Source organism: Jeotgalibacillus malaysiensis (assembly GCF_044789845.1).
Taxonomy (GTDB): domain Bacteria; phylum Bacillota; class Bacilli; order Bacillales; family Jeotgalibacillaceae; genus Jeotgalibacillus; species Jeotgalibacillus malaysiensis_A.
Genome location: NZ_CP085252.1, coordinates 281,665 through 294,986 on the forward strand (window position 1 = coordinate 281,665; position 13,322 = coordinate 294,986).

At 41.9% G+C, this 13,322-nt stretch carries 19 protein-coding genes and 1 pseudogene; 17 read left to right on the forward strand and 3 right to left on the reverse strand.

The features are described 5' to 3' along the window. Window positions 1-100 precede the first annotated feature (100 nt). The 14 genes and pseudogenes from LG330_RS01550 (at window position 101) to LG330_RS01615 (ending at window position 9,997) form a co-directional block, all read left to right on the forward strand. Window positions 101-1,243: an ATP/GTP-binding protein gene (locus LG330_RS01550; protein ID WP_404406966.1), complete on the forward strand. Its 1,143-nt coding sequence runs from the start codon at window positions 101-103 to the stop codon at window positions 1,241-1,243. Window positions 1,244-1,281: 38 nt separating this feature from the next. Beyond that, on the forward strand, window positions 1,282-1,752 hold the full coding sequence (locus LG330_RS01555; RefSeq protein WP_404406968.1) for a hypothetical protein: 471 nt from the start codon (window positions 1,282-1,284) through the stop codon (window positions 1,750-1,752). Window positions 1,753-1,842: 90 nt separating this feature from the next. Next, window positions 1,843-1,965 (forward strand): hypothetical protein, encoded by a 123-nt coding sequence (locus LG330_RS01560; protein WP_404406969.1) that lies wholly within the window; start codon window positions 1,843-1,845, stop codon window positions 1,963-1,965. Continuing rightward, window positions 1,955-2,257: pseudogene (locus tag LG330_RS01565) on the forward strand (GyrI-like domain-containing protein); the annotation flags it as partial. The gene LG330_RS01560 and the pseudogene LG330_RS01565, both read left to right, overlap by 11 nt. A 172-nt stretch (window positions 2,258-2,429) precedes the next feature. Then, complete coding sequence (locus LG330_RS01570) at window positions 2,430-2,864, forward strand: NUDIX hydrolase (protein WP_404406970.1); 435 nt, start codon at window positions 2,430-2,432, stop codon at window positions 2,862-2,864. A gap of 57 nt (window positions 2,865-2,921) precedes the next feature. Further along, a complete protein-coding gene (locus tag LG330_RS01575; RefSeq protein ID WP_404406971.1) occupies window positions 2,922-3,452 on the forward strand; it encodes an AAA family ATPase in 531 nt (176 codons plus the stop codon). Window positions 3,453-3,472: 20 nt separating this feature from the next. Beyond that, complete coding sequence (locus LG330_RS01580; protein WP_404406972.1) at window positions 3,473-3,823, forward strand: DUF2200 domain-containing protein; 351 nt, start codon at window positions 3,473-3,475, stop codon at window positions 3,821-3,823. A gap of 413 nt (window positions 3,824-4,236) precedes the next feature. Then, on the forward strand, window positions 4,237-5,670 hold the full coding sequence (locus tag LG330_RS01585) for a PH domain-containing protein (RefSeq protein WP_404406973.1): 1,434 nt from the start codon (window positions 4,237-4,239) through the stop codon (window positions 5,668-5,670). Between the two features lie 91 nt (window positions 5,671-5,761). Then, complete coding sequence (locus tag LG330_RS01590; RefSeq protein ID WP_404406974.1) at window positions 5,762-6,265, forward strand: GNAT family N-acetyltransferase; 504 nt, start codon at window positions 5,762-5,764, stop codon at window positions 6,263-6,265. A 304-nt stretch (window positions 6,266-6,569) separates the two neighbouring features. Further along, window positions 6,570-7,583 (forward strand): S66 peptidase family protein, encoded by a 1,014-nt coding sequence (locus tag LG330_RS01595; protein ID WP_404406975.1) that lies wholly within the window; start codon window positions 6,570-6,572, stop codon window positions 7,581-7,583. A gap of 16 nt (window positions 7,584-7,599) precedes the next feature. Then, a complete protein-coding gene (locus LG330_RS01600; RefSeq protein ID WP_404406976.1) occupies window positions 7,600-8,523 on the forward strand; it encodes an NUDIX hydrolase in 924 nt (307 codons plus the stop codon). A 48-nt stretch (window positions 8,524-8,571) separates the two neighbouring features. Further along, a complete protein-coding gene (locus tag LG330_RS01605) occupies window positions 8,572-9,006 on the forward strand; it encodes an 8-oxo-dGTP diphosphatase (RefSeq protein WP_404409461.1) in 435 nt (144 codons plus the stop codon). Between the two features lie 52 nt (window positions 9,007-9,058). Further along, window positions 9,059-9,598 carry a GNAT family N-acetyltransferase gene (locus LG330_RS01610; RefSeq protein ID WP_404406977.1) on the forward strand — a complete coding sequence of 180 codons (540 nt, stop codon included), beginning with the start codon at window positions 9,059-9,061 and terminating at the stop codon, window positions 9,596-9,598. Window positions 9,599-9,610: 12 nt separating this feature from the next. After that, a complete protein-coding gene (locus tag LG330_RS01615) occupies window positions 9,611-9,997 on the forward strand; it encodes a nucleoside 2-deoxyribosyltransferase (RefSeq protein WP_404406978.1) in 387 nt (128 codons plus the stop codon). Window positions 9,998-10,104: 107 nt separating this feature from the next. Here LG330_RS01615 and LG330_RS01620 read toward each other — a convergent pair whose 3' ends face one another. Then, the gene (locus tag LG330_RS01620) at window positions 10,105-10,293 is read right to left on the reverse strand and encodes a YfhD family protein (protein ID WP_404406979.1); all 189 of its coding nucleotides are present in this window, start codon (window positions 10,291-10,293) and stop codon (window positions 10,105-10,107) included. A gap of 154 nt (window positions 10,294-10,447) precedes the next feature. Between LG330_RS01620 and LG330_RS01625 the strand changes: the two genes are divergently transcribed. The 3 genes from LG330_RS01625 to LG330_RS01635 all read left to right on the forward strand — a co-directional run bounded on the left by LG330_RS01625 (window position 10,448) and on the right by LG330_RS01635 (window position 11,958). Then, window positions 10,448-10,708 (forward strand): hypothetical protein, encoded by a 261-nt coding sequence (locus LG330_RS01625; protein WP_404406980.1) that lies wholly within the window; start codon window positions 10,448-10,450, stop codon window positions 10,706-10,708. A gap of 129 nt (window positions 10,709-10,837) precedes the next feature. Then, window positions 10,838-11,773, forward strand: coding sequence for a DUF2515 family protein (locus LG330_RS01630; protein WP_404409463.1), 936 nt, complete (start codon window positions 10,838-10,840; stop codon window positions 11,771-11,773). A 5-nt stretch (window positions 11,774-11,778) separates the two neighbouring features. Continuing rightward, window positions 11,779-11,958, forward strand: coding sequence for a YjzC family protein (locus tag LG330_RS01635; protein WP_041121189.1), 180 nt, complete (start codon window positions 11,779-11,781; stop codon window positions 11,956-11,958). A gap of 69 nt (window positions 11,959-12,027) precedes the next feature. Here LG330_RS01635 and LG330_RS01640 read toward each other — a convergent pair whose 3' ends face one another. Both LG330_RS01640 and LG330_RS01645 read right to left on the reverse strand, forming a co-directional pair. Continuing rightward, window positions 12,028-13,032: an NADP-dependent oxidoreductase gene (locus LG330_RS01640; protein ID WP_404406981.1), complete on the reverse strand. Its 1,005-nt coding sequence runs from the start codon at window positions 13,030-13,032 to the stop codon at window positions 12,028-12,030. A gap of 86 nt (window positions 13,033-13,118) precedes the next feature. After that, a complete protein-coding gene (locus LG330_RS01645) occupies window positions 13,119-13,283 on the reverse strand; it encodes a hypothetical protein (RefSeq protein WP_404406982.1) in 165 nt (54 codons plus the stop codon). Window positions 13,284-13,322 lie beyond the last annotated feature (39 nt).

The window sequence follows — 13,322 nt, forward strand, 5'->3', positions numbered from 1 at the left end:
AATATAAACATGAATGACGTTTAAATTTGTTTATTAATGAAAATAATAATAAAATTAATTTAGATATAAACGAGAATTAAGTTTAAAGGGGGATTGTGGTATGGAGCTGTTAAGAATGAATGTGCAGGGGTTGCAATTATTTGAAGAAGGTATTGATTTAGATTTTGTTGCCCGTCAAAGAGTTACTGAACACAATGATGAGGGGTTGACGCATTTAACTGGAAGCGTGTACCGGCAAAATGTCTTAGGGATTATCGGGATTAATGCTTCAGGGAAGACCACAGTGTTAAAAACGCTTTCTTTTGTGATGGACCTTTATATGAAACAAGGGAAATTAAACAGCGAAAAATATGAATTTCTCCATAACGAAGACAACTTTACAATTGAAGCTTACTTCTATATTGGCGAAAAGAAGCTAATGAAAATACAGTCTCTGGTGAAACGCAATCAGCGAAAACAATTTATTTTTGAAGAGGAAAAAATCTGGATTAAAACAATCGGTGAAGTGAAAAAAGCAGTCTACACTTTCAATGATAAACAGCTAAAAGTAGTGCGCAGTAATGAAAATTCACCTTATTTGGCAAATGATATGAGCATCATGATTGGTCAGTCAAAAAACATAGATGAGCAGGAGATCATTGATTTGATCAGTGAAACAAATAAAAACGTCATGAAAGCTGCGGGGCAGATTCCTGTTCAGATGGTTGGCTTTTTGGATAAGAGTATTGATTATTTTTATGAAGAAAAAGATGCTAATCAGAATCTGATTATTCGTCTGAAATTCAAAGGGCAGGATAAAGAGATTTATCTAAATAATCATCAGCACTTAGAAGCTTATCTTTCATCTGGGACAATTAAAGGATTGAATGTACTGGCGGCTGTTGAGAAGGTGTTCAAAGAGGGTGGGATTTTAATGATTGATGAGATAGAAAATCATTTTAATAAAGAAATCGTTCGCACCATTATCAATTTTTTCAGAAATGAAAAGACAAATCCGAAAGGTGCAACACTGGTTTTTACAACACATTACTCAGAGCTGCTGGATGATTTTGAACGCAACGATAGTATTTATATTTCATTAAAAGAAGAAAAACTGCTTTTGAAAAACATGCGCGACTTATTAGTGAGAAGTGATTATAAGAAAAGTGAGGTTTATCAAAGCAGTTACCTGGGACCGACAGCTCCATCGTATGATGCATATATGGATTTGAAAAAGTATTTGCAGCAGGTACATCAGCAATGAGTGGGCGGGACTTGATTGCTTGTCTATGTGAAGGAGCTATGGAACAGGCGGTTATGGAGATACTGCTTGACCATGATCGACTGATTTTTAGAACTGAACAGCTTTTGGAGGAAGAAATTCTCCGTTGTAGGAGTGCAAGAAATTTTGAACGCAATTACCTTAATAAAACAACAAATGAAATGATCACTGTCTATCGTATTCTTGACTCACATAATGAAAACTTCAAATTATCGGGTCCATACGTCAAACGGGTTACTGTAGTCAATATCATTACAGCTCCCGAAATTGAAATGCTCGTGATCCATGCAGAAGGAAAGTATGATGACTACAGCCGTAAAAGGCTAAAACCAAGTATTTATGTGAAGCAGCATTTAAAAATGAACAAAGTGAAATCATATGACTTTGCAAAGAAATATTTTGAGGATGCAGACAAACTCGTCGGTGCTATTCAACAGTATAAGCAGAAAACGCATCATAAAGCAGGAACACTTGCAGATCTATTAAAATGATCAATGATTGTTTACCCCGCAGAAGTAAACACGGATTGTCGGATATCCTATCTGCAGTCCTGTTAACCTTTTTACAAGGAGGTCATGAGAATGGATACATTAAAGCTTTTCAACGAAGCTGTCAGCTACATCGAAGAAAATCTGACAGGCGAAATTGAGATAAAAGAGGTTGCGAGACGGGCGGGAAGTTCTGAATACCATTTCAGAAGGTAGAATGGAAGAGAAAGGTGAGCTGGATCATTATATCGGTGTTGCATCCACTGAAGCATGCCCAGAACATTTCGACCGTCTAGAGGTTCAGCCTTCCACCTGGGCAGTATTTGAAGCAAAAGGACAGTTCCCTGATACGCTGCAAAATGTGTGGGGAAGAATCTACTCAGAGTGGTTTCCAACAAACCCATTCGAACAGGCAGAAGGACCTGAAATTCTCTGGAACGAGCAGCCGGATACAACAGTGCCGGATTTCAAAAGTGAGATTTGGATTCCTGTTAAAAAGAAATCATGATTACATGAGACCTGGCCTTATTGGTCAGGTTTGTTTTTTGGGGAAGTGTAGAAATTTGGCAGGGATTTGAGGTGGGGAGTAGAAGGTTATAAAGATGACGGTGAACGGCGCGTGGCATGTCTCCGTGAATTGAATAATTTTAAAGGGTGAGTTGCAAAGGAGAAGGTTAGTCATGTATCCACGAGCAAATGCATTAGGGATCGTTATAAGAGAAGACTCTATACTTTTAGAGGAGCAGAAAGGAAAGCACTCAAAGGGAGATGGATACTTCTATCGTCCAGTTGGCGGTACGATTGAATTCGGTGAATGGTCAGAAGAGGCTCTGGTGAGAGAATTTCGAGAGGAAATAGGCGTTGGGATCGTCGTTAAAAGTTTTATGACTTGTATAGAAAACATTTACGAGATAGGTCAGCGCAAAGGGCATGAAATTACACAGTTGTATATGGTGGATCTGCAAAGTAAGGATCTATATCAAAAAGAGAGATTCACAGTTACTGAAGGGGATAAAATTACTTGTGCAAAGTGGATTCCGTTAGAAGACGTTTATTCGGGTGAGAAGGTGGTTTATCCGGTTGGACTGGCGGAAGTGCTTAAGCGAGAGGTTTAACGTTGTAAGATCCCCATCAATTTATATGCTTAAGTAAAAACAAAGCAGGTGAAGCTCATGCCAAGAATATATATCATCTCAGGCCCGGCAGGTGTTGGAAAGTCAACTACTGCAATAAAGTTAGCAAAGTCATTTCCACATAGTGCTTACATTGAAGGTGATGTCATCAATCATATGATCGTTGGAGGATATTTGCCGCCATGGGAAAGTGAAGCATCGCTTGCATTAGTCTGGAAAAATATCGCGGATCTGAGTATTAATTTTATTCAGGCAGATAAAGATATCGTAATTGATTATGTGGCTTTTCCAGATGAAGTCGAGCTGTTTTCACAGAGGGTGCGCGCTAAGTGCCCACAAGTTGAAATTGTGTACGTTGTTTTATGGGTGAGTCCTGATGAATTGCTGAAAAGGGATACCCGGAGGATTAAAGAACATCAAATGGGTGAAAGATGTCTGGAGTTAGTAAAGGAGTTTGAAGCTAGTGGTGTGGATCATCGCTTTTTATATGACACAACACAAATAGATCCGTCTCAACTGGAGAAAATCATCAATGAGGTAAAAAGAAATCCTGCATTCACTTACCTGTAAAGTTAGAAAGGATGAGAAAAATGACCAAGCACAAAATCTACACGATGAGCTTCGCAAGTGTCTACCCGCACTACATTAACAAAGCAGAGCGGAAAGGACGCACGAAAGCTGAGGTGGATGAAATCATTCGCTGGCACACCGGTTACAGCCAGGAAGATCTTGAGGCACTGATTGAAAAAAAGACTGATTTTGAAACTTTTTTTGAAGAAGCACCTGAGTTAAATGCTTCACGCAAGCTGATTAAAGGTGTCATTTGCGGTGTAAGGGTTGAGGATATTGAAGAGCCGATTATGCAGGAGATTCGTTATCTGGATAAGATGATTGATGAGCTGGCAAAGGGGAAGAAGATGGAGAAAATTTTGCGGGCATAATTTATTGAAAGGGGCGACCTTCCAATGAAATCGAAATTCGGTAACCGCCTGGTGCAGACATTCTGATAGCGGATTGTATCAGGCTCTGAAAGAAGCTACCTGAATTGCTGCACCATTTTCATTTTAATAATGAAGCAATATTTCTATGGTATTAATGAGAAAACCATAGAACTGAGGAGGGCTTTGGGAGCTTCTATTCTTGACCTTGTTTTCGTATTCTATAAATGCTCCTAATAACAGATGTAGACATGAGTAATGGCACAAGAATATAAAACCAGACAGGAGGGTCGAAGCTTACAATATTGAAAACGAAGCCATAACATTCCGGCGCTTCCTAAAGAAGAAGCAATCCAACTTAGGTCACAGATTGCCATGTTTGCAAAAGTAAAAGACATCGAAGGAGAAGAAGTGAAATGAGTGACAATCCAAAGCGATATCATCCGTCCTGGCTGGTATTTGAATACGTTTCATTTCTAAAAAATGCGTTCTTCTTTATTTTATTTTTATTTATCCTGCGCGGTGACGTGATGACTGGCTGGATTTTATGGGCAAAGATTATCTTTATCCTGTTTGCAGGCTGGACGATCATCCATATCCTGCTGAAATGGTTTTTCCATACCTATCAAATCAATAACAATTCGATTGCGCTTAGAGAAGGCGTGTTTGTTAAGAATCATAGGGTCGTGCCGTTTGAACGGATCCAAAACCATCAGACGAACACGAACTTTCTTCACAGGCTGTTTAAGCTGACGTCTTTAACACTGGAAACCGGGACGAGTGATTCGGAATCTTCTATAAAATTCTCTGTGATCACCCATGATGAAGCAAGGATGATTCTGAAAAAGATTGAAGAAAAAGATGCTGTTGCAGAAGCAGAAGCAGAAGCAGAAGAAGTTGTAGACAAGCCAAAACGTACAGTTTATTTTCGTTCCACTAAAAAGGATACGATCAAAGCCGCACTGACATCATTCAGCTTCCTTGCGATTTTCCCGCTGTTATCAGCAGCGTACTTTCAGGTGAATGACTTTTTTGATCTGGAAGAAACGACCCTTAGTGCATTTGAGTACTTTAAAGCGCATATTGGATTGCTGGCGCTGTTATTTATCGTTGCGATGCTCCTGTCAGTTGTCATCGGCTACATTCAAACAGTTGTAAAATACGGCAATTACGTGATTTCAGCCGATGATGAGAGGATTTATATTGAAAAAGGTGTATGGAATACATCCACTTTTTCAATTCAAAAAGATAAGGTTCAGGCAATTAAAATTGAGCAGCCACTGATCAAACGGCTGCTGAATATGGTTGAAATCAAGCTGATCAGCGCAGGGGGGTTAGGGGAGGAAAAACTTGAAACAAATGCCCTTTATCCTTTTATGGCAAAGCGTGAAGCTTATGAGCTTGTGAATACTCTTCTACCTGCCTATCATATCGAAGAGGAGATGAAGCGGCTGCCTAGGAAAGTACTTTTACTTAAACTGCTTACACCATACTATGGCACGCTCGTTGTTGGAGCAGGTCTATTCTTTTTCCAGCGTGAATGGCTGTGGATCACGGGTGTCATTTTTGTTCTCGCAATTCTCTCCCGTATCCTGGACTACTTGTTTACAAGCTACCTGCGCCACGGTGAATTCATCCAGACAAGAAAAGGTGGTTTCTCAAACGAAACGTTACTGACCAGAAGAGCACGAATTGAGGAAATCGAAGTACAGCATTCCTGGATCCAGCGGAAATTTGATGTCGCTTCTTTAAAATTTTCGAATCGCGCAAAGCCGGTGTTTGTGAGTGAGCTGGCTTATTTGCCGAAAGAGGATGTGGCCGCTTTTTATGTGTGGTATGGGGAGCGGTAATGATAAGTCTTTCCCGCCTTTAGAAAGTTAAAACGGCGGGGTTTTAATTATAGGTCATTCTATTCCTACATTGAATAAGGAGTTGATTCAATTGATCATTAGAGAAATAGAAACAAAAGACGCAGAAAACTTCAGGCTGCTGATCCAGCAGGTAGAAAGCCAGTCTGAATTCATGATGATGGAATCGGGAGAACGTCAAACAACGTCTGAACAGCAATTAAGGCAGATTGAAAGTCTTAAAAAGCAAGCGAACTCAACTGTGCTTGTCGCGGAAGACGAGGACCAGCTTACTGGCTATATGTTCGCAATTGGCGGAAGTGTCAGACGCAACAGTCATGCTGCATATCTTGTGATTGGCATTCTGCCGGAATATAGGGGGCAAGGTGTCGGTACTCAGTTATTTCAGCAGTTGGAAAAGTGGGCTGCTGCACATGGGATTGCAAGACTTGAATTGACGGTTGTTACAGAAAACGAAGCAGGCCTGGCGCTATATAAAAAGCAGGGGTTCGAAGTTGAAGGAACGAAGAGGCAGTCACTGAAGATTAACGGAAGCCTGGTTGATGAATATTATATGTCGAAGCTTCTTTATACATAAGGAGTAACTTTTGCTGGCAGTTCGGCGGAATCAGGGGTGATGGAATTACATTCACAGGTGACGGAATTAACTTGTTAGCTGAAGGGATTCTGTGTCTGAATGAATAAAATGAGCACTGTCGGACAGCTGCTGAAGGAATTGATTTCGATTTTGAGCGAATCATTTCAGGATTGAAGGAATCAACAGGCAATCTGAAGGAATAACTCTCAAATTGATGGAATTCCAACAGCGTTCCAAAGCCGCCCCTCATACCGCTCCAGCCGATAAAATGATTACTAAAAACCACCCAGGGAGGTACTTCATCATGATCCAATATCCAACACTACATAAACCAGCAACAATAGGCGTCACAGCCCCATCATCCGGTGTACCGGAAGCGCTCCACCCTCTATTAAAAGGTGCAGACAAGCAGCTTCAGAAGAATGGTTACCAGCTGGTTTTCGGCGAAACGGCCTGGACGCAGCATAAAGCCAAGTCAGCACCTGCAGACTTACGTGCAAAAGACTTCCACTCAATCGTTCAAAATAACAATGTAGATCTCATTATCCCACCATGGGGAGGCGAGCTTCTGATTGAAACGCTTGAGCATCTGAATTTTGAACGGATCCCTCCAAAATGGATCCTCGGCTATTCAGATACAAGCCTCCTGCTGCTTGCGATCACGCTCACTAAAGGAATCGCAACTGCTCACGGCACGAACCTTGTTGATCTGAGAGGAGAATCCGTGGATGCAACGACAGCGATGTGGGAAGAGGTACTGCTTACAAAAGCAGGAGAGTCCGTCACTCAGCATTCATCAGCCCTTTATCAAAAAGAATGGGACTTTGAAAACCCGACACCACATATTTTCGATTTGACAGAAAAGACTGAGTGGAAAACAGTCTCCGGAAAGCCTGAGACATTAAAGGGACGCCTGCTCGGCGGCTGTGTGGATGTGATCAGACATTTAATTGGCACGCCTTACGGTGATGTCGCTGCTTTTCGCAAAACGCATATTCCTGATGAACCGATTCTCTGGTTTTTCGAAAACTGTGAGATGTCCACGACCGACCTGAGACGATCGCTTATGCAGATGAAGCTTGGAGGATGGTTTGAAAATTGTTCAGGCATACTATTTGGCCGAAGCGATGCGAATCATGAAATCGATGGGTATGACGCTGAGGATGTGTATCAGGATCTGTCAAACGAGCTGCAGGTTCCAATTGTTTATGACGTTGACTGCGGTCACGTTCCGCCTCAGATTACGTTTATCAATGGTGCTTATGCTGAGGTTGAAGTACAGAACGGCAAAGGGAAAGTTGTACAGTACTTCAGGTGAAAAAAGGGGGTTAAGCATGACTACTTACGTGAATTGGGGAGAAGCGAAGGTTAAGCTCAGCTGGACAGAAAGCAGTGTGCTGCCTGATGAAAAATGTATCACAAGTTTGCATGGATTCTGCTTTCACGAAGGACGGGTCATGCTTGTTGACCTTCATCATCGGGGATGGGATATTCCGGGAGGACACGTAGACGAAGGTGACACTCCGCTCCAGGCTTTTAAAAGAGAAGTGATGGAGGAGGGCTGCGTTGAAGGGGACTGCCGGTTGATCGGATATATTACCGTTGACCACCGGGAGAATGAACGCTGGGATCCTGCTGGACGCTATCCGCAGGTTGGCTATCAGGTGTTTTTCAGAATGGATATCACGGCTCTTCATTCTTTTTCAGGAGAGTTTGAAGCAGCGGATCGAAAGTTTGTCGGGATGGAAGAGCTGCCTGAAATATTTGATGGATGGAATGATGTGTATGCAGGTGCTTTCAAAAGTGCTGAACGCATCATGGAGAAAGACAAGGAAACGAAAGTAGCTGCTTTCATTTTGCGTGAATTGTCTGCAGATCGGTATGAATTGCTGGTACATTCTTTCCCGGGATCAGAACTGCGTGTTCCGGGTGGCGGTGCTGAAGTGAATGAGCAGGTTGAAGCAGCGCTGTTTAGAGAAATTCATGAAGAAACAGGCTTATCTGATGTCCGGCTCATAAAAAAGCTGGGCGACGTTACATACTATAAGCCGTTTATTCAAAGGATGGTTGAAAGACATGATTACTTACTGGTTGCGCCAGCTGACACGCCTGATGCCTGGGTTCACAAAGTAACGGGAGCAGATAAGGATGCCGGCGTGTTGTTTACATACAGGTGGATTGAGAAGGATGAATTTCAAAAGGTTGATCGTGAGTTAATGACCTTTTTGAATGCTAAATCTATTCCTGAGCTGTTTTGATGGCTGTTTGAGGTGAATGAATTGAATGTTAAGTTTTGGACAGTTTGTATGGTGCAAAAGGGAGATACTGTACTGTTACTTGATCGACGACACGATCATCTTAAAGGTTTTATCCCTCCCGGCGGAAAGGTTGAATTTCCTGAAAGCTTTGTGGAGGCTGCGATCAGAGAGGTGAAAGAAGAAACAGGGTTGGCAGTGAGTGATCTCGTTTATAAGGGGCTCTATGAGTATGTTAACCCTGAGAAAAACGATCGTTATATGATTTTTAACTATATATCCAGCAGTTTTACCGGGGAATTACTGAAGAGCGCTCCTGAAGGTACACCTGTGTGGGTTCCGATTGAAGAAGCTTGTCAACTTCCTATGATAGATTCGATCAAAAGAAGATTTCCTTTGTTTTTTGAAGAAGGTACTTTCGAGATTCAGGTGGAATGGGACAATGAAAAGGACCAGGAAGGTAAAGTGACGGTGAGGCGGACTTGAATCGTTGGAAGAAATGATGATAAGAACTTACAAATTATAAAGAGGTATAACGATGTTTTCAACTGACAGAATTACATTACGCAAGGTAACAGAGGAAGATACAGAGATCTATCATAAGTGGCGGAACAATCCGGAGGTTATGAAAAGCACCAGTCCAGTAATGGATCAGTATTCAAAATCAGAGACAGCTGCCTTTATCCAGATGATTTTAGGAGCAAATGATGCGAAAAGCTATATGATTGAACTGAAGGAAACAGGCAGTCCGATCGGCATTATCTCCCTCATACATATTGATTATAAAAATAGAAATGCGGAGTGTGTGATTGACCTTGGAGAAGCTGACCAGTGGGGGAAGGGCTTTGGGAAAGAGGCGATGCAATTGCTGCTGTCGTATGCGTTTGAAGAGCTGAATCTGCATAAGGTGTATTTGCGTGTGTTCTCATTTAACGAGCGCGCGGTAAGGCTATATGAAAAACTCGGTTTTGAAAAAGAAGGTGAACAGCAGGACCAGCTGTTCCGTGGTGGGGAATGGCATAGTGTGATCCTGATGGGGATTTTTCAAAAAAGTTTCTTAAGTAATGGAAAGTATTAATGGGGGGGAATCATGAAATTCTATATCGCATCAAGCTTTACCAATAAAGAAAAAGTTCAATACGTTAGTCAGCACCTGATTAAGCATGGTTATACCCTCACTTATGACTGGACGGTAAATGAGAGGGCTTCAACCTTTGAAGAACAGCAGTCTATCGGTCAAAAAGAAAAAGAGGAAGTCATTGAAGCAGATCTTCTTATCGCTCTGCTTCCTGGAGGAAAAGGAACTCACATTGAGATGGGAATCGCGCTAGGGCAAGGTAAACAGGTTTTTCTTTATTCACCTGATAAAGAGGTGGACAATCCTGAGACGACAAGTACGTTTTATCATCTGCCGGGAGTCAGGAAATGCTTTGGGACGCTGGATGAGTTGATTGACATGATTATTGAAAATGGCTAAGTCACAAATAAAGTCTACATTTAGATTGGCAGGAGGTAGCAGTTTCAGGAAAAATAGAAATTTAAATGGAAAACAAAAAAGCCAGGCACATAACCTGGCTTTTTTGTTTATCTTTCGCGATGCTGTTTGCCCTTATTAACCCCATGCCTGTTACCGGAATCAGTCTCACCATGCAGACCCAGTTCCTGAGCAAATTCCTCGGTTCTGTTTCTTTCATGATCAACCTTCATTCCTTTTGGCGTTTGAGGAAGAGATCTTTTGTTTTTTGATGGCGTTTGATGATTCGAACGACTCAACAGAAAAACCTCCTTTTAAGATAAGGTACCTTACTAATATGGACTGTCCTGCAGATTTTATTTATCATATTGCCATCCAAATTTTTCAGTCTTACGCATAAAAATGATTACTGACAGCCATCGTAATAAATAGAAAACAGTGGAGGGATCAGAAATGGATCAGCAGACAGATATGAGCTGGAAAGAAGATCAGGTCATCATACAGCTTCACAATTCAGTTGAGAATGCAGAAGAAGCAGTGAGGCACGCGCGAACAAACCCTGTAGAAGAAAGAATTAATGAAGCGTTTAAAAAGATTGAAACGGCTGAGCGCAGCTGCACGAATGCGATTCAATCGAGAGGAAACAGTAAACCGATACTGGAGCTGCAGGAGACTCTGGCACAAAGCAGAGAGAAGCTAAAATTGCTCCACTAATTATTCCTTGGAGAAAGAAGGTTCTGCACCTATGGATTCCGGCAAAACAACTGTTCATCCTCTTACCCCCGAAGAGGAAGTGATCGTTTCAGATATTAAAAAAAAGTCGCTTTATTGAACCTCAATAATGTGACCAGAACAGACGCATATTTTCAATTTTACTGTAAGCATCCGGAGGTTCACTGGGCCCTGCTTGCACATTTGGTGTCCAGAAACGGCGGCTGGAATATGACTGATCTGAAGGGAAGTCTTCTTGAACATATTTTCTCTGAACGTTCGAGAAGAGACTTTTTTATCTTTTTAGAAAAAGCCAATGCCTTCATTTTTCATGATGCCTACCCGCAGCTGCTTTTATATGAGAAGAGCAAGGAAACTAAAAAGGATTATATGCACCTGCTTCCACAATTTAGTGTTTCGGCTTTTATGGAACCCGTCTGGCAGTCATTTCTAAAGCAGCAAAACTCAAAATTCCTGACGATTGCGCTTATTATCAACGAACAGCACTATATCGAATTGCGTCTGATAGCGAATGCTTATTACCGCACGAGTGTGTACGAATCATTCACGTTTAAATATCAGGAATTTTTTCATCTGAACCATGTGATTTTTCCTTATGCAATGGAAAAGCATGTGAAGGTAATCGGATTGAATGTCAGTCATTTTGCGCCGCTTGAACAAAGAATTGAGCTTGGTAAAAAATTGTATGGCATGCTTTATCACTCATCGTACCAATTAAAGACCATTCTTAAGTTTGCAAGCAACAATCCGCATACGGGATCAAGGTCGGACTATTGGCCGCAGGTTTTTTCTTCCCGGCGTGGCAAAGGTATTTTTAGTCCGACATTAAATATAGCATGGGAAAATCGTGAGCATACTTTTACAAACGGAGACTGGTATCAATCCGGTGATCCACTTCCATATTTTAAGGAAGTCACGCTGCCTGAAAAGCTTGATATCACAAGACAATATGCCATCACCCTTGCGATCGTCCGGGCTGGTGCAGGCTTTTTGTCTCTAAAAGATCATTTGATTAAAGCAGGTCATAATAAGAGAGGAAAGGAGTGAATCGTGTGGGACAGAATCATCAGTTTAAGCCTGGTCAGAAAGCGCCGAATAATGGCTATTATGTTGAAATAGGTGAAACCGGAAGTCAGGTCAACGATCCAGCTCAGATCAAACTGGAGGCTGGAGATGAATTTCCTGAAACCAAAAATCAGAATCGGGTTTGGATGCCGAAGCGTAAGCCTTAATCTTAAAATAAATGTAAAACAGAAAAAACTCCCTGCCCACATTTAGAAAAGGTGGACAGGGAGTTTATATTATTGAATCTCACTAACCTTCACAACCGCCTTGCCAAGATTCTTTCCTTCAAACAAATCAAGAAAAGCATCAATTGTATGGTCAAAGCCTTCAGTTACAGTCTCCTCATACTTTAGCTTTCCTTCACCAAGCCAGCCTGCAAGTGCTTCCGCGCCTTCTTTGAAGCGTGAAGAATAGTTGCCGACAGTGAAGCCCTGCATAAGTGAGCTTGTCTTGATCAGATAGCCCTGAACTCGAGGCCCCATGTCGCGTTCAGCTTTGTTGTAGCCTGAGATGGCACCACAGACAGGAATTCTGGCAAAGTTGTTCAGCAGCGGCAGTACAGCATCACCGATTTCACCGCCAACGTTTTCAAAGTATACGTCAATGCCATCAGGACAGTTTTCCTTCAATGCTTTATAGACGTTTTCAGTCTTATAATTAATCGCCGCATCAAAGCCAAGTTCATCTTTCAGATAGCTGATCTTTTCATCAGACCCTGCGATCCCAACGACACGTGCTCCTTTAAGCTTAGCGATTTGTCCCACGACAGAACCAACCGCACCGGCTGCGCCTGATACAACAACGGTCTCGCCTTCTTTAGGCTTACCGATATCAAGCAGTCCGAAGTACGCAGTCAGGCCGGTCATGCCAAGCACGCTTAAATAAGCGGACGCAGGAGCCTGCTGGTGATCAACTTTACGGATTTCATTTTCTTTTACAACAGAATACTCCTGCCAGCCGAGTGATCCGATCACAACGTCGCCTTTTGAAAAGCGGTCTGATTTCGATTCTTCAACCTGGCCAATAACGGCACTTGAGAGTACTTCATCTAACTTAAATGGTTCGATATATGATTTACCTTCGTTCATTCTGCCGCGAAGGTATGGGTCAACTGAAATGTAGACTGTGCGGATCAGGACTTCACCCTTTTCAGGTGAACCAATCGGCGCTTCTACAAACTTGAAATCGTCATGTGTCGGTGTACCTTTCGGGCGGTTAACTAAGTGAATTGTCTTTTGCATCGTCTAATCCCTCCAATAAATGTCTATGTACAATACCCATATTTTAACGCGGATGAACATTTGATGATAATGATGTGCTTAGTTAGTCAGGCCTGATTCTCCTTTTTCGCTTTCATATCAGCTTCAATTGCCTTATCAATTTTCTCCATGGTGAAAAGCCAGAGTATCGATACCCCAATCAAATAAAGGGCAATGATTGATAGCGCATCGCTTATTGAGTCAGCCAGTGAAGCTCCGTTAAATTTTTGCATAATAATGTACGCAACAAGGTACAGAAGTGGTCCAATTAT